General features: G+C 32.1%; 14 protein-coding genes. 11 read left to right on the top strand and 3 right to left on the bottom strand.

The annotated features are described in order from the left end of the window. Positions 1–167: 167 nt before the first annotated feature. Entirely contained in the window at positions 168–518 is a 351-nt protein-coding gene (gene mscL, locus SOJ_RS08665; protein ID WP_002507696.1) for a large conductance mechanosensitive channel protein MscL, read from the bottom strand. A 201-nt stretch (positions 519–719) separates the two neighbouring features. Here mscL and SOJ_RS08660 point away from each other — a divergent pair, with 201 nt between their 5' ends. From SOJ_RS08660 to menI, 3 genes are all read left to right on the top strand, one after another. Further along, a complete protein-coding gene (locus SOJ_RS08660; RefSeq protein WP_002507695.1) occupies positions 720–2,363 on the top strand; it encodes a glycine betaine uptake BCCT transporter in 1,644 nt (547 codons plus the stop codon). A gap of 363 nt (positions 2,364–2,726) precedes the next feature. Continuing rightward, positions 2,727–5,429 carry an aconitate hydratase AcnA gene (gene acnA / locus SOJ_RS08655; RefSeq protein ID WP_002507694.1) on the top strand — a complete coding sequence of 901 codons (2,703 nt, stop codon included), beginning with the start codon at positions 2,727–2,729 and terminating at the stop codon, positions 5,427–5,429. 211 nt (positions 5,430–5,640) lie between these two features. After that, the gene (gene menI / locus SOJ_RS08650; RefSeq protein WP_002507693.1) at positions 5,641–6,090 is read left to right on the top strand and encodes a 1,4-dihydroxy-2-naphthoyl-CoA hydrolase MenI; all 450 of its coding nucleotides are present in this window, start codon (positions 5,641–5,643) and stop codon (positions 6,088–6,090) included. Between the two features lie 275 nt (positions 6,091–6,365). Here the strand turns inward: menI and SOJ_RS08645 are convergent, their stop codons facing one another. Next, positions 6,366–6,662, bottom strand: a complete 297-nt coding sequence (locus SOJ_RS08645; protein ID WP_002507692.1) for a HesB/YadR/YfhF family protein — start codon at positions 6,660–6,662, stop codon at positions 6,366–6,368. A 352-nt stretch (positions 6,663–7,014) separates the two neighbouring features. Continuing rightward, positions 7,015–7,623: a glycerol-3-phosphate 1-O-acyltransferase PlsY gene (gene plsY, locus SOJ_RS08640; protein WP_031265905.1), complete on the bottom strand. Its 609-nt coding sequence runs from the start codon at positions 7,621–7,623 to the stop codon at positions 7,015–7,017. 204 nt (positions 7,624–7,827) lie between these two features. Here plsY and parE point away from each other — a divergent pair, with 204 nt between their 5' ends. The 8 genes from parE (at position 7,828) to SOJ_RS08600 (ending at position 21,799) form a co-directional block, all read left to right on the top strand. Then, positions 7,828–9,822 (top strand): DNA topoisomerase IV subunit B, encoded by a 1,995-nt coding sequence (parE, locus tag SOJ_RS08635; RefSeq protein ID WP_103170024.1) that lies wholly within the window; start codon positions 7,828–7,830, stop codon positions 9,820–9,822. Further along, positions 9,819–12,221 carry a DNA topoisomerase IV subunit A gene (gene parC / locus SOJ_RS08630; protein ID WP_002507689.1) on the top strand — a complete coding sequence of 801 codons (2,403 nt, stop codon included), beginning with the start codon at positions 9,819–9,821 and terminating at the stop codon, positions 12,219–12,221. The genes parE and parC overlap by 4 nt, the downstream gene beginning before the upstream one ends. Positions 12,222–12,474: 253 nt before the next feature. Continuing rightward, on the top strand, positions 12,475–13,920 hold the full coding sequence (locus SOJ_RS08625; RefSeq protein WP_002507688.1) for an alanine/glycine:cation symporter family protein: 1,446 nt from the start codon (positions 12,475–12,477) through the stop codon (positions 13,918–13,920). 158 nt (positions 13,921–14,078) lie between these two features. Further along, positions 14,079–14,933 carry a glucose PTS transporter transcription antiterminator GlcT gene (gene glcT, locus SOJ_RS08620; RefSeq protein ID WP_002507687.1) on the top strand — a complete coding sequence of 285 codons (855 nt, stop codon included), beginning with the start codon at positions 14,079–14,081 and terminating at the stop codon, positions 14,931–14,933. Between the two features lie 343 nt (positions 14,934–15,276). Further along, a complete protein-coding gene (locus SOJ_RS08615; RefSeq protein ID WP_002507686.1) occupies positions 15,277–16,374 on the top strand; it encodes an acyltransferase family protein in 1,098 nt (365 codons plus the stop codon). 339 nt (positions 16,375–16,713) lie between these two features. Next, a complete protein-coding gene (locus SOJ_RS08610) occupies positions 16,714–17,940 on the top strand; it encodes an AI-2E family transporter (RefSeq protein WP_002507685.1) in 1,227 nt (408 codons plus the stop codon). A gap of 321 nt (positions 17,941–18,261) precedes the next feature. Next, the gene (gene mprF / locus SOJ_RS08605) at positions 18,262–20,787 is read left to right on the top strand and encodes a bifunctional lysylphosphatidylglycerol flippase/synthetase MprF (RefSeq protein WP_002507684.1); all 2,526 of its coding nucleotides are present in this window, start codon (positions 18,262–18,264) and stop codon (positions 20,785–20,787) included. 448 nt (positions 20,788–21,235) lie between these two features. Continuing rightward, positions 21,236–21,799, top strand: coding sequence for a hypothetical protein (locus SOJ_RS08600; protein WP_002507683.1), 564 nt, complete (start codon positions 21,236–21,238; stop codon positions 21,797–21,799). Positions 21,800–21,946: the final 147 nt, after the last annotated feature.

Below are 21,946 nucleotides of genomic sequence, written 5' to 3'. Positions count from 1 at the left end.
TTGTTTATATCATTTTTTATTGAAACACTTATTTTATAATAAAAAGCTAAATTAAGTTTACAGTTTTAAGATTATACGCAAAAATAGGCATAAAAAATACCAACGGAATCGATAGATTTTGTTGGTATTTAAAAGCAATAAACATCAAATGTCTAAGGCTAGTTTAATTAATTTTTTTCACGTAGTAAATCGCGAATTTCTGTTAGTAATACAGTGTTTTCTTCGACTTCGTCTTCTTCAGGTTTCATTAATGTATTTGCAATTTTAACAAATATGAACAATGCAAAAGCGATGATAATGAAATCTATGATTGATTGTACGAACATACCATATTCGATACCCATAAACGTCCAACTTTTTGCAAAGTCAACAGTTCCGAAAATCAAACCAATTAGAGGCATGATAATGTATGCAACTAGTGCTGTAACAATTTTGTTGAAAGCTGCACCCATAACTACAGCTACTGCTAAATCTAAGACATTACCTTTTAATGCAAATTCTTTAAATTCCTTTAACATTATATAACACCTCTTAATTAAATATAAATTTTATTATACAATAAGTTTTAAATAAAGAGAATAGTTTTTTTAACTAAATTTGATATTAACACGGGGGTTTGTTATTCTAAGACATGGCGAAAGATAAAAATAGAATTTATTGTAATTTTTCTATTTAGGTTTTTTAAAAATTAAATAAGATGAGAAAGGGAGTTATTATTTATGAATTCTTCTAACAACCAACCTAGCGGTAAGAAGATATCTCCAGTTTTTATCTATAGTGGGATTATCGTAGCGATTGTAGTACTTATTGGTGCATTTCTACCAGAACAGTTTGACACTGTTACGAATACAATCAAACTATGGATAACGGACAAACTTGGATGGTATTATTTAATACTTACAACGCTCATTGTTTTCTTCTGTGTTTTCCTAATATTTAGTCCTATTGGTAAACTGAAACTAGGTAAACCAAATGACAAGCCAGAATTTAATACGATTTCATGGTTTGCAATGTTATTTAGTGCTGGTATGGGGATTGGGCTTGTATTCTATGGTGCGGCTGAACCAATGGCTAACTTTGCTGCCCCACCAACTGCAGATCCAAAAACAACTGAAGCGTATACTGAAGGTTTACGCGCAACATTCTTCCACTGGGGATTCCACGCATGGGCAATTTATGGCGTAGTAGCATTAGCGCTTGCTTATGCTCAATTTAGAAAAGGTGAACCAGGACTTATTTCTAGAACTTTACGTCCTATCTTAGGTGATAAAGTAGAAGGTCCTATCGGGACAATGATTGATGTATTAGCAGTATTTGCTACTGTTGTAGGTGTGGCCGTATCACTTGGTATGGGTGCATTACAAATCAATGGCGGTTTGAATTACTTATTTGGCGTCCCAACTAATATATGGATACAAGGACTTATCATATTAGTTGTAACAATATTATTCCTGATCAGTGCTTGGTCTGGATTAAGTAAAGGTATCCAATATTTAAGTAACCTAAATATTAGTTTAGGTTTAATATTGATGGTAGCTGTACTAATTATTGGGCCAACGGTATTAATTTTAAATATGATGACAAGTTCAACAGGTAGTCTATTGAATACATTCCTATTTAATTCATTTGATACAGCAGCTTTAAACCCTCAAAAAAATGAATGGATGTCTAGTTGGACACTTTACTATTGGGGCTGGTGGTTAAGCTGGAGTCCATTCGTAGGTATATTTATTGCACGTGTATCTAAAGGACGTTCTATCCGCGAATTTATCGCAGGTGTGCTCTTAGTACCTGCATTAGTAAGTTTCGTTTGGTTCAGTGTATTTGGTGTACTAGGTATTGAAACTGGTAAGAAAAATCCTGAAATATTCGACATGACTGTAGAAACACAACTCTTTGCTGTATTTAACGAAATACCTATGGGCATTATATTATCAATAATTGCATTGGTATTAATTGCTTCATTCTTTATTACATCAGCTGACTCAGCGACATTTGTATTAGGAATGCAAACAACATATGGTTCATTAAATCCTTCGAATTACGTTAAAGTCACTTGGGGTATTGCACAGTCATTAATTGCTTTCGTATTATTATTTGCTGGTGGTGGTGATGGCGCACAAGCGCTGAATGCGATTCAGAGTGCCGCCATTATAAGTGCCTTACCGTTCTCCTTTGTAGTTATAATGATGATGGTTTCATTCTACAAAGATGCGAACAAAGAGCGTAAGTTCTTAGGCTTAACATTGGCACCTAACAAACATAGATTGCAAGATTATGTACAACATCAAGAAGACGATTATGAAGATGACATTATTGAAAGACGTAAACCATTAAGAGACAATGAAAAAAACGAAAAATAATGTGAAAAAACTGGGGAATCCTAATGGATCCTCAGTTTTTTTTGTGCGCAAAAAGATTAAGTATGGGGTATGAGCAGCTAATGTTAAAGTATTTAATATAAATAAAAAATATAAGTAAATAGAACTATGTAAAATAGTAAAAAGAAATGTATATATAATTAAATATAGCTGATAATGATTCTCAATTGATAACATTAACTTATTACACAATCACAGAGAGATAAGTTATACTTATACATGCTGATTGAAAAATCAAATCTAAATTATATAGTTTTCTAGTCTTATGTAGTTGTTTTAAGTTGCATTTAATTATACAATTCAGATAACGGCATATAATCAATATAAATTTCAAGGGGGATTTTTATGGCTTCTAATATCAAACAACAAGCGAAAAAATCGTTTGAGCTTAACGGAAAATCATATACGTTTTATGATTTAAACACGTTAGAAGAACAAGGTTTAACGAAAGTATCAAAATTACCGTACTCAATAAGAGTATTACTAGAGTCTGTTTTAAGACAAGAAGATGGCTTTGTAATCACGGATGAACACATCAAAGCATTATCTGATTTCACTAAAGGCACAGAAGGCGAAGTACCATTTAAACCTTCACGTGTTATTCTACAAGATTTCACAGGGGTTCCTGCTGTTGTAGACTTAGCATCATTACGTAAAGCAATGAATGATGTAGGTGGAGATTTGGATAAAATCAATCCAGAAGTACCAGTAGATTTAGTTATTGACCACTCGGTTCAGGTTGATAGTTATGCAAATCCAGATGCATTAGAACGTAATATGAAATTAGAGTTTGAAAGAAACTACGAACGTTATCAATTTTTAAATTGGGCTACTAAAGCATTTAACAACTACAGTGCAGTGCCACCAGCAACTGGTATCGTTCACCAAGTTAACTTAGAGTATTTAGCAAATGTTGTTCATGCTCGTGAAGTAGATGGTGAAACAGTAGCATTTCCTGACACATTAGTTGGCACCGACTCACATACGACAATGATTAATGGTCTTGGTGTATTAGGTTGGGGCGTAGGTGGTATCGAAGCTGAAGCCGGAATGCTTGGTCAACCTTCATACTTCCCAATACCTGAAGTAATTGGTGTTAGATTATCTAACTCATTACCACAAGGTGCAACAGCAACAGATTTAGCTTTACGAGTGACTCAAGAGTTACGTAAACAAGGCGTAGTTGGCAAGTTTGTGGAATTCTTTGGTCCAGGTGTACAACATTTACCATTAGCAGACCGTGCAACAATCGCAAATATGGCTCCAGAATATGGTGCGACTTGTGGTTTCTTCCCAGTCGATGAAGAAGCATTAAAATATATGCGCTTAACAGGTCGTTCTGAGGATCAAATCCAACTTGTAAAAAAATATTTACAAGAAAACAGCATGTTCTTCACCGTAGAAGAAGAACCAGAATATACTCAAGTTGTTGAATTAGATTTATCAACTGTTGAAGCTTCATTAGCAGGACCAAAACGTCCTCAAGATTTAATTGCCTTAAGTGATATGAAATCTGAATTCCAAAAATCAGTTACTGCACCAGCAGGTAACCAAGGGCACGGATTTGATGAAAGCGAATTTGATAAAACTGTTGATATTGAATTTAAAGACGGTTCAAGTACAAAAATGAAAACTGGTGACTTAGCTATTGCTGCGATTACATCATGTACAAACACTTCTAACCCATATGTAATGTTAGGTGCTGGACTTGTTGCTAAAAAAGCAGTTGAAAAAGGTTTAGAAGTTCCAGAATATGTTAAAACTTCATTAGCGCCTGGTTCAAAAGTTGTAACAGGTTATTTAAATGATTCAGGATTAAATGATTATCTTGATAAACTTGGATTCAATCTTGTAGGTTATGGTTGTACAACTTGTATTGGTAACTCTGGTCCATTACTAGAAGAAATTGAAAAAGCTATAGCAGAAGAAGATTTATTAGTTACATCTGTATTATCAGGTAACCGTAACTTTGAAGGACGTATCCATCCTTTAGTTAAAGGTAACTACTTAGCTTCACCACAATTAGTTGTTGCTTATGCTTTAGCAGGTACAGTAAATATCGATTTACAAAATGAACCTCTAGGGAAAGGCAAAGATGGCGAAGATGTATATCTAAAAGACATTTGGCCTACAATTAAAGAAGTTTCTGATACTGTAGATAATGTCGTTACACCTGAATTGTTCAAAGAAGAATATGCAACGGTATTCAACAATAATGAAATGTGGAACGAAATCGATGTTACAGATAAACCATTATATGACTTCGATTCTGAATCTACTTACATTCAAAACCCTTCATTCTTCCAAGGCTTATCTAAAGAGCCAGGAACAATTGAATCACTTAAGAACTTACGTGTTATGGGTAAATTTGGAGATTCAGTAACAACTGACCATATTTCGCCAGCAGGTGCTATTGGTAAAGACACACCAGCAGGTAAATACTTATTGGATCACGATGTTCCAATTCGTCAATTTAACTCATATGGTTCACGTCGTGGTAACCATGAAGTTATGGTCCGTGGTACTTTTGCTAATATTCGTATTAAAAACGAATTGGCTCCAGGTACAGAAGGCGGGTTCACAACATATTGGCCAACAGGTGAACAAATGCCAATATACGATGCAGCAATGAAATATAAAGAAGATGGCACTGGTTTAGTAGTATTAGCAGGTAATGACTACGGCATGGGTTCTTCACGTGACTGGGCAGCTAAAGGTACAAATCTATTAGGTGTTAAAACAGTTATTGCTCAAAGTTACGAACGTATTCACCGTTCAAACTTAGTTATGATGGGTGTATTACCTTTACAATTTAAAGACGGAGAGTCTTCAGAAAGTTTAGGCATCGATGGAACTGAAGTTATTTCAGTTGATATTGATGAAAATGTTAAACCTCATGATTTAGTTAAAGTGCAAGCTAAAAAAGAAAATGGTAAAGTCATTGAATTTGAAGCAGTTGCACGTTTTGATTCCAATGTGGAAATGGATTATTACCGTCATGGTGGTATCTTACAACTTGTACTAAGAAAAAAATTAGCTAGTAATTAATAACTTAAAGATTACACAGTAACTGTCTGATATATAAATTCACTTGTTTTAAGTTCTTATTCAAGAGCTTAAGCACTTGTATTTCTTTATCTAATCAGTCTTGTGGGGGTGGGAAAATGAGATCAAACGTTGATTTCTGTCCTGCTCCCTTTTTTATGTTAATATTTAATGTGTAATAATTGACTATGTGTATTTGAAAAGAGGACGTAAAATGATTTACAGTATGACAAAAATAGAATCACGTTATCAAGAGACTGACCAAATGGGAGTGATTTATCATGGTAATTATCCTACTTGGTTCGAAGTCGCACGTACAGATTATATCTCTAAATTAGGCTTCAGTTATAAAGACATGGAAGATGCGGGTATTATCTCACCTGTAACAGATATAGACATTAAATATATTAAATCTATCACTTATCCAGAAAAGGTAACAATTAAGACTTGGGTAGATAAATATTCTAGGTTGAGATATGTCTATCGTTATGAAATTTTTAATGAAGTAGGCGAGCTAGCGACTACAGGGTCTACTACTTTAACCTGTATTAAAAAAGAAGACTTTAAGCCTATTAGACTAGACAAGTATTTCCCAGAGTGGCACACAGCTTATCTAGATATTGATCAAAGAAATAAAGCAGGCGAAACGTTAGAGCTTGTATAAGGTATTTAGTTTAATAACGTTTTGGGTTAAGTATTAATGAAATGATATATGACAAGACAAATAAAAAAGGATGATTTCTATAGTATTTAATAGAAATCATCCTTTTTCTTATTTAACTTTAATGCTTTATCTCGAAACCTTGTTTAATTATACTAATAGTAAATCATTTGAATCTAATAGTTTCAATACAATTGTGTAAGCAATATTATATAGAAGAAAGATAATAATCAACACTATTGTACATTAACTTATGTTCAAAATAATTTAACTATATATTATTTTGTAGTGTATGAAATCTCGTCAACGCTATCATTTATATCGATGAATAAATTATCATCTTTGAAATACCATAAATCTTTTTCAGCGATTACAACGTCTAAACCTTCGTAATTGTTTTCGTAACCAATTTCAACTTCATCTTTTTTGTCTACGCTAAAGGCAGGGCTAAATCCTTGTTTTAACTGGAATTCTCCACCATAACGAACGAAAAATTGTAAGACTTTGTCACCTTCGGGTAATTCAAGTTCCTCTTTAAACCAAGACACTGCATTATTTGAAAGTTCTATTTCCATAATAAAAGTCTCCTTTCGGTTCACAAGTGCTTAACTTATGATAGTTAGTCACTAATCTAAAAAATTAGTATTATATACATTACCCGTTTTGAGTAATACTAAAGATATTATAGCATAAATTATTAGAAAATTATTTAAAAACAATTTAGACAAATGTGAAATAGCGAAAATCTATGTTAAAGCGCTACATTAGTAGTATAATAGAAGTAATGATGTTTTAAAGTGATCGGAGAAATTACTTCTTCGTATGTGGATGTTAGGGGTCTTAAGCTAAAAATAAAAAGCTGGAGACAATGATGTCCTCTAGCTTTTTTTAATTACTTGATTGTTTACATAGTGACTTGTGTAATAGTTACATCCATTTTATTTTAGGTTCTTCACCTTTGAATATTCTTACAATATTAGAACGGTGTCTAATGATTAGTAATACAACCACACCGATGCTGACGATAACCAAGATGATGTCTCGAATGAGTACAGCACCAATAAGACAACAGATTGACGCAATAATACTTGAAAGCGAAACATATTTTGTTAACTTCAATATTATAAAGAAAATAGCTGCTAATATAATTAATAAGATAGGATTCATACCGAGTATAACGCCAGCACTTGTAGCAACGGCTTTACCGCCTTTGAATCCAAGGTAAACTGGATATACATGACCTAAAATTGCGAAAGCACCAACGATTAATCCATTTGTGAAAAATGAACTAATAGGACCTTCTGCACTGACAGGTAACCATAGTGGGAAGAAGACAACAATGAAACCTTTAAATATGTCTAAGAAAGTAACTAGGAATCCTGCTGGTTTACCTAATACTCTAAAGCTATTTGTCGCGCCAGTGTTGCCACTACCAAATTGTCTGATATCTTTTTTATAAAATAATTTCCCTATTACATAGCCACTTGGAAATGCACCAATGAGGTAACTTAGTATCAACATGATTATAATCATCATCATATATAATCCACATCCTTTAATGACATTAAAATTATTTTACCATATAAGACCATAATAAGACGAATAAAAATTTTCATATAGAAATGAATTATTTTTTGAAAATTGATTTGGTGCTTGCAATTTATCCAGATTTATATAAGAATAACTAATGTATAGTTTTAAAAACGAACGTATGTTTGTAGGAGGGCGAAACGATTGGCAATGAATAAACAAAATAACTATTCGGATGATTCCATTCAGGTTCTTGAGGGGTTAGAGGCCGTAAGAAAAAGACCTGGTATGTATATTGGTTCTACCGATAAACGTGGATTACATCATCTAGTGTATGAAGTTGTCGATAATTCCGTCGATGAAGTATTAAACGGTTTTGGTAGTGAAATTATAGTAACTATCAATAAAGATGAAAGTATTACTATAGAAGATAATGGACGAGGCATGCCCACAGGTATCCACACATCAGGGAAGCCTACAGTTCAAGTCATTTTCACGGTACTTCACGCAGGCGGTAAGTTTGGACAAGGGGGATATAAGACTTCAGGTGGTTTACACGGCGTAGGTGCATCAGTTGTCAATGCGCTAAGTGAATGGTTAGAGGTTGAAATCTATAGAGATGGTACGATATATACCCAAAGTTTTAAAAATGGTGGTAAACCATCATCAGGACTTGAAAAACATGGTAAAACAAAAAGAACAGGTACGAAAGTAACGTTTAAACCGGATCCTGAAATTTTCAAAGCAGCAACTTCATTTAATTACGATATGTTAAGTGAAAGATTGCAAGAGTCGGCTTTTTTACTTAAAAGCCTAAAAATCACGCTTAGAGATTTAAGAACTGGTAAAGAACGTGAAGATGTTTACCACTATGAAGATGGCATCAAAGAATTTGTGAGTTATGTTAACGAAGGCAAAGAAGTATTACACGAAGTCGCTAATTTTTCAGGTGAAGCGAATAAAATTGAAGTAGAAGTAGCATTTCAATACAACGATCAATATTCAGAAGGTATCTTGAGTTTCGTTAATAATGTACGTACTAAAGATGGCGGCACGCATGAAGTTGGTTTTAAATCAGCTATGACTCGTGTGTTTAATGACTATGCACGACGTATTAACGAATTAAAAGAGAAAGACAAGAATCTAGATGGTAATGATATAAGAGAAGGACTTACAGCAATTATATCATTACGTATTCCGGAAGAATTACTTCAATTCGAGGGCCAAACCAAGTCTAAATTGGGTACTCCAGAAGCTAGAAGTGCAGTTGATTCTGTTGTGTCTGACAAATTGCCGTATTATTTAGAAGAAAAAGGGCAATTATCTAAATCTCTAGTGAAAAAAGCACTGAAAGCTCAACAAGCGAGAGAAGCAGCACGTAAAGCAAGAGAAGATGCACGCTCAGGCAAGAAAAACAAACGTAAAGATACATTGCTTTCAGGGAAGTTAACACCTGCACAAAGTAAAAATACTGAGAAGAAAGAAATATACCTAGTAGAGGGTGACTCAGCAGGCGGTTCTGCTAAATTAGGAAGAGATCGTAAGTATCAAGCTATATTACCGCTAAGAGGTAAAGTAATAAACACAGAGAAAGCTAAACTTGATGATATATTCAAAAATGAAGAAATCAACACAATTATCCATACAATTGGTGCAGGTGTCGGTAATGAATTTAAGATTGAAGATAGCAATTATAATAGAATCATTATCATGACAGATGCTGATACCGATGGCGCACATATCCAAGTATTGTTATTAACATTCTTCTTTAAGTATATGAAACCTTTAGTAGAAGCTGGAAGAGTATTTATTGCGCTACCTCCTTTATACAAATTAGAAAAAGGTAAAGGTGCTTCGAGAAAAATTGAGTATGCTTGGACTGACGAAGAATTAGAGCAATTACAAGATAAATTAGGTAAAGGCTTTACATTACAACGTTATAAAGGTCTGGGTGAAATGAACGCTGATCAATTGTGGGAAACAACAATGAATCCTGAAACGCGAACATTAATTAGAGTACAAATTGAAGATGAATTGCGTTCTTCTAAACGTGTTACAACGTTAATGGGTGATAAAGTAGCACCACGACGTGAATGGATTGAAAAAAATGTTGAATTTGGCTTACAACAAGAACAAAGTATTTTGGATAATAATGAAATTCAAATTCTAGAACAGGAAAACCCCGATGAGGAGGAAATAAATTGAGTGAAATAATTCAAGATTTATCGCTAGAAGATGTTATTGGCGATCGATTCGGTAGGTACAGTAAATACATCATTCAAGAGCGTGCATTGCCAGACGTTCGTGATGGGCTCAAACCTGTTCAAAGACGTATTTTATATGCAATGTATTCAAGTGGAAATACGTATGATAGAAATTTCCGTAAAAGTGCTAAAACTGTCGGTGATGTCATTGGACAATATCATCCACATGGTGATTCCTCTGTATACGACGCAATGGTTCGACTGAGTCAAGAATGGAAATTACGCCATGTATTAATCGAAATGCAAGGGAACAATGGTAGTATTGATAATGATCCGGCTGCAGCTATGCGTTATACGGAAGCTAAATTAAGTCGTATGTCAGAGGAATTATTAAGAGATATTAATAAAGAAACAGTGCCATTTATGCCGAACTATGATGACACGACAATGGAGCCTATGGTATTACCAGCAAGGTTACCTCATTTATTGATTAATGGTAGTACCGGTATATCTGCAGGTTATGCAACAGATATACCACCGCATAACTTGGCAGAAGTAATACAAGCAACGCTTAAATATATTGACAATCCTGATATTACAGTGAGCCAGTTGATGAAATATATTAAAGGACCAGATTTTCCTACTGGTGGTATTATCCAAGGTATTGACGGTATCAAGAAAGCTTATGAAACAGGTAAAGGTAAAATTATTGTCCGTTCTAAAGTAGAATTAGAAGAACTAAGAAATGGCAGAAAAGAGCTTATCGTTACCGAAGTACCATATGAAGTGAATAAAAGTTCACTAGTTAAAAAAATGGATGAGTTACGTGCAGATAAAAAAGTAGACGGTATTGTTGAAGTACGTGATGAAACAGACCGAACTGGTTTACGTATAGCAATTGAATTGAAGAAAGACGTAAATAGTGAAGCGGTGGCGAACTTCTTATACAAAAATACTGATTTACAAGTTGCATATAACTTTAATATGGTTGCGATTAGTGATGGACGTCCTATACTTATGGGTATACGTCAATTTATTGACAGCTATATCAATCACCAAATTGATGTTGTGACGAAACGTACGCGCTATGAATTAAACCATGCTGAAAGTAGAATGCATATTGTAGAAGGTTTAATGAAGGCACTCTCTATTTTGGATGAGGTCATAAAACTCATTAGAAGTTCTAAAAACAAAAAAGATGCTAAAAATAATTTAGTAGCGGAATATGATTTTAGTGATGCTCAGGCTGAAGCAATTGTGACGTTGCAATTGTATCGACTTACAAATACAGATATTGTTGAACTTCAAAATGAACATGATGAATTGAAAAAGACTATCGAAGCTTTAAGAAATATCTTAGATAATCATGATGCCTTATTAAATGTTATTAAAGAAGAGTTAACTGAAATAAGAAATCGCTATAAACAAAAACGTTTGTCTTCAATTGAAGCGGAAATTACAGAAATCAAAATTGACAAAGAAGTTATGATACCAAGTGAAACTGTAATCATGAGTGTCACAAAACATGGTTATATCAAACGTACTTCTTTACGTAGTTTTAACGCAAGTGGCGCTGAAGAAGTTGGTGTCAAAGAAGGCGACGAGTTGTTGAAATATCAAGAAGTTAATACTTTAGATACAGCACTTGTATTTACTAATAAAGGACGTTACTTGTATATTCCAGTGCATAAATTATCAGAGATCAAATGGAAAGATTTAGGTCAACACGTATCGCAAATCGTACCTATTGATGAAGGTGAACATGTTATAGATGTCTTTTGTGAACGTGACTTTAAACCTGAAGCATTTTATGTTCTTGCTACACGTGATGGCATGATTAAGAAAAGTAATGTTTCTATGTTCAAAACTTCACGCTTTAATAAACCATTAGTATCAATGAAGTTAAAAACGGATGATGAAATTATTAATGTCATGCGCATAGAAGAGCCACAACTGATTACAGTACTTACACATAAAGGTATGTCATTAACATATAGTAGTGATGAACTTTCTGATACTGGTTTAAGAGCAGCTGGCGTTAAATCTATTAACTTAAAAGATGAAGATTATGCAGTGCTTACACAATTGATTTCTGAAAAGGATTCAATTCTAATGGCTACGCAAAGAGGTTCATTAAAACGTATAGGATTTAAAGTATTGCAAACAGCAAAACGTGCACAACGTGGACTTACATTGTTGAAGGAACTTAAGAAAGCACCACATCGTATTGTAGCTGCCGAAGTTGTCCAACCAGGACAAAAGCAATATACAATCTATTCAAATAAACAACAAGAAACTGGCGATATTAAAGATATTCATTTATCAGAACAATATACGAACGGTAGTTTTATAGTAGATATTAATGACTTTGGCGAAGTAGAAAGTTTAGTTGTTAAATAATATAAATTGAAAAAACTGTTAGTAAATACAACTATATAGTGATAAAATACCTTTTAGGTGCAATAAAAAATAAAACCAAGAGATTTATAGTGGAGCAAGACATGATAGTGCAAGGCTTTTAGCTTAACACTGTTAAACTTTCGCTCACTTTCATGTGCACATATGCATTTTGATTATTAATATGTACATGAAATAACTATAAATCTCTTGATTTTGCTATAAAATTCAAATTATATAGATGAGAGGGATTAAATTGAGTAATTTTGATAGTTTAATTCCAGATTGGTTCAAAACTTTTGTTCAAGTCGGGAATGATTTAATCTGGTCGCAATACCTAATTGGGCTACTAATAACAGCAGGTTTATACTTTACTATTAGTTCTAAATTTGTTCAATTAAGATGGATTCCAGAAATGTTTCGTGCCATTGGCGAAAAACCCGAAACACTAGATAGTGGTAAGAAAGGTATCTCACCATTCCAAGCTTTTGCAATAAGCGCGGGATCTCGTGTCGGTACTGGTAATATCGCAGGTGTGGCTACTGCAATTGTTTTAGGTGGACCAGGCGCTGTGTTCTGGATGTGGGTTATCGCTTTGATTGGTGCGGCAAGTGCTTTTATAGAAGCTACTTTAGCACAGGTATATAAAGTGCCTGATGAAGATGGGGGTTTCCGTGGGGGACCAGCTTATTACATAACTAAAGGTTTAAATCAAAAATGGCTAGGTATTTTATTTGCCATATTAATTACAGTGACATTTGCATTTGTGTTTAATACTGTGCAATCTAATACAATCGCTGAATCATTAAAAACACAATATAGCATAAGCCCTGTTGTAACCGGTATTATTTTAGCAGTACTAACAGGTATTATTATTTTTGGTGGTGTCCGTAGTATTGCTAAAATATCATCAGTCATCGTACCATTTATGGCAGTCATATATATTGGTCTCGTATTTGTTATTCTGATTATCAATTATGATCAAATTATTCCGATGATTACTACGATTGTTACGAGCGCCTTTGGATTTGAACAGGCGACTGGTGGTGCAGTTGGTGCAGCAATTTTACAAGGTATTAAACGTGGTTTGTTCTCCAATGAAGCAGGTATGGGTTCTGCGCCTAATGCTGCCGCAACAGCAGCGGTTCCTCACCCTGTAAAACAAGGTTTAATTCAATCGTTAGGTGTATTCTTTGATACAATGCTTGTTTGTACAGCAACTGCGATTATGATTTTATTGTATACAGGATTAGAATTTGGTGAAAATGCAGCTCAAGGCGTTGCAGTAACACAATCTGCACTTAATGAACATTTAGGTAGTGCTGGTGGTATTTTCTTAACAGTAGCAATATCATTATTTGCCTTTTCATCTGTAGTAGGAAACTATTACTATGGACAATCGAATATTGAATTTTTATCAAAAAACAAAACATTATTATTTATTTTTAGATGTTTAGTTGTTGTACTTGTATTTGTGGGTGCAGTAATTAAAACGGAAACCGTTTGGGGTACAGCCGATGTATTTATGGGCTTAATGGCGATCGTCAACTTAGTGGCAATTATAGGATTATCTAATATTGCGTTTGCAGTTATGAATGATTACCAACGTCAACGTAAAGCAGGCAAAAAACCTATCTTTAAACCAGAAGAATTAGAAATTAATTTATTTGGCATTGAAAGCTGGGGCATGAAAAAGAAATAATGATATAAAGTGAGTAACTATGTATTTTCTATAAAATGAAAATACATAGTTTTTTTATGTAATAATACTATAAAATTAATAGAAAAGCGCTTTACTACTTTCATTTTTCTATTTTTCACTATATAATGCTTATTGACATAATAAGAAGGATGAGTGACATGAGTTCTTACCTTATTACAAAGGTTTTAAATAACAATGTAATTATTTGTACTAATGAAATGCAAGAATATGTATTAATTGCAAAAGGCATTGGTTTTAATAAAAAGATTGGAATGACATTACATGAAAACCAATCCATTGAAAAATTATATATATTAGATCAAAAATCACAACAAGATCATTATAAAACATTGGTTGAATTAGCTGATGATAACTTGATACAAGCCGTGATCGACGCAGTAAATATTATTACCAATTCGGTAATGAAAATAGATAATCAAAAATTGGTTGTATCGTTAACAGATCACATTATTTTTGCTTATAAGCGTATGAAACAAAACCAATTAATTAATAATCCATTCGTAATGGAAACAAAGCAATTATATGGTGAGGCATATGAAATAGCAGAAAAAGTAATTGAACGATTAAACCATGTTTTAGAAGTGAATTTTCCAGAAGATGAGATTGGTTTTATCGCATTACATATTGCTTCTAATACTGATACAGTGTCCATACGTGAGATGGAAACGATAAATGAATTAATTAATAAAAGTATCTTTATTTTAGAGCATGATTTGAAACATACAATAGATAAAGAAACAGTTCAATATCAACGGTTTATTAGACACATTCAATTTTTAATCAGAAGATTAAATAAAGGAGAAGTATTACAAAAAACAAGTGCGTTTGAAGAATTATTAAAAACGCAGTATCCTTTGTGTTTTAATATCGCCTTGAAAATAATGAAAATGTTGCAACAAGAACTGAATGTTACTGTATATGAGGCAGAGGTCATTTATTTAACATTACATGTTTATCATTTTATGGTTGATAAGCCGTCAGATCAAACATAATTTAATTAATTACGAAATCGAACAATGATATAAACTTATGTATCAAACTTATTATATGACCCGGTTAATACTGCTAATAACACCTAGTCATTTCAAATGACTAGGTGTTATTTTTAAAACTCACAAACTAAATTAAAGAATTTTGTTATTTTAATTTATAATTTAGATAAAAAGTAATTTTACTTTTTAAAAAGGTTGAACTGTAAAGAGTGTTTAGACAATATTAAATAACATATAATAATGTATTAAGATTTAAAATTTCAGCGCCAACAAGGTTTACAGCTTATGATGAACATTATAGACTTAGTCTTCAGGTTAATTATGAGTAGGGGGCTACAGTTACGTGAAGTATTATGATGAAGTGCCTATTATAAGAGCAGTAGCGGCTATGTTAGTTGTAGCAATTCATACAGTCAATAGTATTGGTTATTCAGCTTCAACAGGCGAATTTACTTCTGACGCTTTAGGATATATCAATCAAATGGCAAGATTAGGGACGCCTATATTTGCTGTTATTAGTGCTTTTTTATTGACTATATCAGTTATTAATAGAGGATTTAGTTTAAATTACTTTATGAAATCTAGATTTAGTAAAATCTTTATCCCTTACATAATTTGGACGATTTTTTATTTGTTATATAGAGAATATTTTTTACATAACCTTGAGGACGACGGTAAGTTAATTAACTATTTCGTTTATGGTAAAGCTAATTTTCATTTATACTTTATTTTGACTGTCATTCAATTTTATTTTCTTTTTCCATTTGTGCATAAATTTAAAAAAGGTTGGCCAATCATATCGGTTTTCATTTTAGCGACCATTGTCAACGCTGTTTGGATCATCATTCAGCCAATTTCATTGGGTGGCGGAGGTGTCGAACGCTTTGTTAATGATAAACTGTTTATTTTGAATTGGATTTCATTCTTTATGCTAGGTATTGTATATGCTAAATATTATAATGAAATAAAAGAATTGATATTTAAGTATAAGACGCTGCTTTCTATAATTATTGCAATATTATTTATAGATTTACTTATCAGTATTGATTTAGAAAATCTCAATAGTTCAATCACAATTTCGAACATCATTTATATTCCTTTCTTTATCGTTTTTCTTAATTACATGTATGAGCATGTTAAGAAAAATAAAGTTGTATTAAATACGTTAACTGTAATTGGTAACTATTCAATGGGGATTTACTTAGTCCATTATGTTGCCATACAGTTTGTGAAAAGATTACCAATTGTAGAGAACATAGCACCACAAAGTAAATTGGTGAGCGTCTTTATTGCAGCAGTTGCACTATCAGTATTATTAGTATACTTAATTGGCAAATTACCTTATGGCAATTATATCGTTCCGATTCCCAAAAAGAAAACTAATAAAAATAAAGTTATTACCGAAGAACCAGTTCGTGAAAATGAACCTACTTTAAATTAATAATTTAGTGCTTTCGCATTATTGTAGAATCTATTAACGTCTAGGCAAACCAAGCAAATCATCATGTTTGGTTTGTTCTTTTTTATTAAAAGATGGAGTAGTACAAAAATAATGAAAGTAATGTTGTCTTTTATTTATGTGTATAATTTCTCGAAAAGATTCTTACAATATATAATGTGGTAAAATATATGTTTGGAAGATGACGAATGTGTTAATATTAATATTAGCAAATAAATCGACAACACATTAACATATTTTACGTTCGTAGTTTTGTACTACATTTTGTATCATTTTAATGTGAAATTATAATTTAGAATCAAATTAAGGTATGGTGAGTATATGTCGAATGAAGAAAATATAAAGCAAGAAAAAAAGAGTGGAAAAGATAAATTGAAACTGAGTTTTCCAGAAACCCGCTTCATGAAGTTTTTAGGCGGTAAAGATTTACTTTTTGGTTTGTTGATTTTAATATTAGTAGGTTTCTCAATTTTTATATTTGATCAAGTTTCTTACATTTTCAAACCATTTATTATCGTATTTAATACGCTTGCAGCACCTATCATTGTTTCAATTATTCTCTATTATTTATTTAACCCGGTAGTTAATTTAATGGAACGATATAATATTCCAAGAGTTTGGGGCGTTATCATTTTATTCCTACTCATCGTTGGTGTAATATCATTGGCAATTAATCTACTTATCCCAGTGATTGGGTCTCAATTCAAAAGTTTTGGTAATAATTTCCCATACTATGTCGATAAAGTGAATCAATTTATTGATAGTCTTACTAAATTTTCTGTGATATCTAATTTCTATACGCAGATTCAAGATCAACTTGATACTTTAGCCAAAAAATTACCAAGTATGGTTTCTGATTATTTTAATGGTTTTGGATCTAAAGTTAAGAATTTTGCTGAAGCATTAGTCAATGTTGGTGTAGTAATTGCAACAACACCATTTGTATTATTCTTTATGTTAAAAGATGGTTATCGTTTTAAAGATTTTTCTACAAAATTAATGCCACCAAAATTCAGAAAAGATTTTCATGATTTATTAGACAAAATGAGTGTTCAAGTAGGTTCTTATATCCAAGGACAAATTGTTGTTTCGTTCTGTATTGGAATTCTATTATTTATTGGTTATAGTATTATCGGATTAGATTATAGTTTAATCTTAGCATCTATTGCAGCTGTAACGAGTGTAGTACCTTATATTGGTCCTACGATTGCTATTTCACCTGCAATTATCATTGCATTAATTACTTCGCCAATTATGTTATTGAAATTAATTGTCGTCTGGACGGCTGTACAATTTATTGAAGGGCACTTTATTTCACCGAATGTAATGGGTAAAACACTGAAAATACATCCACTAACAATTATTTTCATCTTGTTAAGTGCGGGTAACTTACTCGGTGTAGTTGGTGTTATTTTAGGTATACCAGCTTACGCTATTTTGAAAGTGCTTATTTCACACTTATATTCTATGTATAAACGTAGATATAATAAATATTATGGTCAAGATGCAGGTGAGTATCAAACTTCATCAGAAGAAGAAATTCGTTAATATTAACGTATCTTCAATTAGATTGCACAGTAGCTATCGGATATCTAAATGAAGTTGTTTCAGTCCTTGTATTACTTTTTCGGGTCAGTCTTATAGAGCGGTGATAGGAAATCAGTTTTTGATTTCTTATTCCCGCTCTTTTTTTATACGAAAACAAGTTTTAGTATTATTTTAGTCTAGTGTGTTTCGTATAAATGATTTAAATGAAAGCCACCTAACAATTATGTTATATAGATGTCATTAAAAATTTATTTATTATATTTTAGTGTTGTGCTATATTTTTTATGACACAATAGAAACACTGAAAAGAGAAGTGAAAATATGTCTAAGGAATTAAGAATTAAATTATTTTCTATATTAAAAATAGTATTTGCAGTTACATTATTTATTTTTGTTGTTTTCACATTATATAAAGAACTCTCACATATTAATCTTAAAGAAACAGTAAAATCATTTGGGGATATTAATAGAGTATGGTTAGTGGCTTTATTCTTAAGTGGTGGTTTATCTATTATTGTATTATCGCTTTATGACGTCCTCTTAGTAAAAACGTTAAAGTTGAAACTCTCTTTATTGAAAACGATTCGTATTGGTTATATTGTAAATGCACTTAATGCTGTCGTAGGATTTGGAGGTTTTATTGGTGCAAGTGTACGTTTCTTATTGTACAAGAATGCAACTGATGATAAAAAGGCGTTAGTGCATACAATCTCTATTGTTTTAATATCAATGTTAACAGGACTTAGTTTACTGTCTATCCTTGTAGTGATTCAAGTATTTGACGTGACGCATATATTCAGTCCTTTTCCGTGGATTCGTTGGTTATTGTATATTGTGGCGCTATTTTTACCAATATTTATTATAATAACTTATATAAAACCAGTTAAACAATCACATAAATTACTTGGTGTTTATTGCACAGTTGTTTCTGGTGTTGAATGGATGATAGCTTCATTTGTATTATATATGGCTTTAGTCATTGTAGGCATCCACATATCATTTATGACATTTATTGGTATTTTTATTATTGCGTCATTATCAGGTTTGATTAGTTTTATCCCTGGTGGATTTGGAACATTTGATTTAGTCGTCTTATTAGGTTTGAAAAGCTTAAATGTACCGGAAGAAGAAATTGTTTTAGCATTATTACTCTATCGTTTTGCTTATTATTTATTCCCAGTGTTAATCGCATTGATTCTTTCTACATTTGAATTCAAGAGTACTGCAAAACGCTATTGGGAAGATTCAAAGCTTATGTTACCAGTGAAAGATATGACATCACTTGTAGCATCGTATCAAAAAGATATTATTGTAAGAGTACCGTCGTTTGCAATTGCGGTATTACTGATGTATACAAGCTTAATATCTTTTTTAAATAACATGACGATTATATATGATGGTTTATATGATCCTAATCATTATATTTATTACATTATCGTATCAGTGCATACATCGGCATGTTTACTTTTATTATTAAATATAATAGGTGTATATCATCTATCTAAACGTGCTATTTTATTTTCAATGATTTCGATTAGTTTAATATTTATTGTTACAGCCTATACTTATGCTTCTTTTATACTACTGAGTTGGCTTGCAGTTATGTTTGTCCTACTATTGGTATTTTATAGACGCTCGAATACAATTAAAAGACCATTTAGATATACAAGGTTATGGTTAAGTGTCGCTGTCGGTTCACTTATATTGTATACTAATCATATTGTTATAGATGGTACATTCTATACATTAGATATTTATCATTTGGAAATGGATAGTTCAATATTAAGGTATTATTTCTGGTTTACGATTTTACTCGTTGCTATTATTGTGTGTGTAATCGTCTGGTGGTTTGAGTATCGTTATAGAGTAAAGAATAGAAGTAATAATATTGCAATGTGCGAAGCAATCATAGCGCAATATGGCGGTAACTATTTAAGTCATTTAATATACAGTGGAGACAAGTATTATTTTATCAATGAAAAAGAAGATGCCTTTATTATGTATCGTTATAAATACAGTGCATATATTGTATTAGGTGACCCAGTAGGCAATCCAGAATCATTTCATGAATTATTAGAGACGTTTTACCGTGAAGCGCAATACTTAGGATACGATGTGATTTTTTATCAAGTAAGTGATAAATATATGTCACTTTACCATGATTTTGGCAATCAATTTTTCAAGTTAGGTGAAGAAGCGGTTATAGATTTAACTACATTTACTACATCAGGTAAAAAGAAACGTGGCTTACGTGCAACATTAAATAAGTTTGATGATTTTAATCTAACTTTTGAAGTGTTAGAACCATCGTTTTCACCCGAATTACTTGCGGAGTTGAAAAACATTAGTGACGATTGGCTAGCAGAAAGAAATGAAATGCATTTTTCTGTAGGTAGCTTTAATGAGCATTATTTATCGCAAGCACCTATAGCGGTCATTAAAGATAAAAATGAAGCTATCATCGCATTTTGTACCTTTATGCCTACGTATTACAAAGCAACACTTTCTGTAGATTTAATTCGTTGGAAGCCAGATAGTAAGTTACCTTTAATGGATGGCTTATATTTGAATATGTTGTTATGGGCAAAGGCGCATAATTATGAGCACTTTAACATGGGTATGGCTACATTATCTAATGTAGGGCAAGTGCCGTTCTCATTTTATGGAGAGAGAATCGCAGGTAGAGTGTTTGAACATTTTAATGGTTTGTATAGATTTCAAGGTCTCAGAAGATACAAAGAGAAATTTAATCCTATTTGGGAACCGAGATTTTTAGTTTATAGAAAACATCATTCATTATGGCTTAGTATGTTAAAAGTGATGCGTGTAATTAGAAAACATAAATAAGAAGGAATAAATATAAAAGCAACCAACACACGTTTTATGTGTTGGTTGCTTTTTTAAGGAGTTTAAAAGTGTTTAATGGTTTCTATAGTTAATATCTGGAGAAGTTATTAACTACTTTAAATAAACTAACTGGTAGAACTGTTCTAAATATCATTTGACTCTAACTATATATGAATTTCTCGTTACCCCTTTGTTAAGGTATAATCATAATATATCATCATCAGAAAACGCTTTCAATGATAGAAAGTAAGCTTATTCAAATAAAAAATGACATTTTATCTACATAATTTCTTTTTAAAATTTAATTGTATTATTACTACTCGCTAAGAGTGGAATGCTTGCTAAAAATAAGATTGCATTATAATTATTTAATATTAAAAATAGATTCAATCAGTTCATCATTTGTAGTAAGATATAAAATAAATTAAAAATATTGGGGCGTATTAAAATGAAGAAAATCATAATTAGTATTATCTTAGCCTTATTAGTCATTGCATTAATTGTTGCTGGCACGTTTTTATACCAATCCCTTAATTCTGATTATAAAGGGACAAAACAAGTTTCTCAGAGTAACGAGCACAATAAAGAAAAAAGTAACGGTCATACGCCGAAAATAGATGTGTTAGCGCAGCAATTTAGCACAGATTTCATGAATAGTGATACAAGACATGGTTATTATAAAGTATCAAAGGGCATGCACAAAGATAAAATAGAAGCTGAATTTGGTAAAAGTGAGCAAACAATTGATATAGCCGGTGTGAAAGTTGTTAAATACGGTAACATCGGGGTCTACTACACTAATCATAAAGTGAGCCGCTTCTTTATCATACCGGAAGACGTGAATGTACAACAATTTAGACAAGTACATGGTACAAGAACAATAAACTACGAAAAAAATACAATGATTTATGATGATAATCCTAATAATAAATTTTCGGTAAAAGTTTATGTAGGTCAAAATGGTGAAATTAAAGGGATAGAAAGTATTGATCAAGTAACCGGTAATCGTTAAAAAGTACAATGTGGTAATTTTGTTATTTAATAGACTAGATCAATAGTCTTAGTATTGAACGACATTACATATAATTTGATAAAGGCATTGATATGTAAGAGCGGTATTCTAAAGTTAAAAGAATACCGTTTTTTATTTAAAAAAACT

Origin of the sequence: Staphylococcus sp. OJ82 (assembly GCF_000294465.1) — a bacterium.
GTDB classification, from domain to species: Bacteria; Bacillota; Bacilli; order Staphylococcales; family Staphylococcaceae; genus Staphylococcus; species Staphylococcus equorum.
Note: the sequence above shows the minus strand (reverse complement) of the source record. Positions and strands in the feature narration are given on the sequence as shown.

Excerpts from the sequence above, each read along its gene's own strand:
- mscL (WP_002507696.1), bottom strand. The coding sequence starts at position 518 with ATGTTAAAGGAATTTAAAGAATTTGCATTAAAAGGTAATGTCTTAGAT.
- SOJ_RS08660 (WP_002507695.1), top strand. The coding sequence starts at position 720 with ATGAATTCTTCTAACAACCAACCTAGCGGTAAGAAGATATCTCCAGTT.
- acnA (WP_002507694.1), top strand. The coding sequence starts at position 2,727 with ATGGCTTCTAATATCAAACAACAAGCGAAAAAATCGTTTGAGCTTAAC.
- menI (WP_002507693.1), top strand. The coding sequence starts at position 5,641 with ATGATTTACAGTATGACAAAAATAGAATCACGTTATCAAGAGACTGAC.
- SOJ_RS08645 (WP_002507692.1), bottom strand. The coding sequence starts at position 6,662 with ATGGAAATAGAACTTTCAAATAATGCAGTGTCTTGGTTTAAAGAGGAA.
- plsY (WP_031265905.1), bottom strand. The coding sequence starts at position 7,623 with ATGATGATTATAATCATGTTGATACTAAGTTACCTCATTGGTGCATTT.
- parE (WP_103170024.1), top strand. The coding sequence starts at position 7,828 with ATGAATAAACAAAATAACTATTCGGATGATTCCATTCAGGTTCTTGAG.
- glcT (WP_002507687.1), top strand. The coding sequence starts at position 14,079 with ATGAGTTCTTACCTTATTACAAAGGTTTTAAATAACAATGTAATTATT.
- SOJ_RS08610 (WP_002507685.1), top strand. The coding sequence starts at position 16,714 with ATGTCGAATGAAGAAAATATAAAGCAAGAAAAAAAGAGTGGAAAAGAT.
- mprF (WP_002507684.1), top strand. The coding sequence starts at position 18,262 with ATGTCTAAGGAATTAAGAATTAAATTATTTTCTATATTAAAAATAGTA.
- SOJ_RS08600 (WP_002507683.1), top strand. The coding sequence starts at position 21,236 with ATGAAGAAAATCATAATTAGTATTATCTTAGCCTTATTAGTCATTGCA.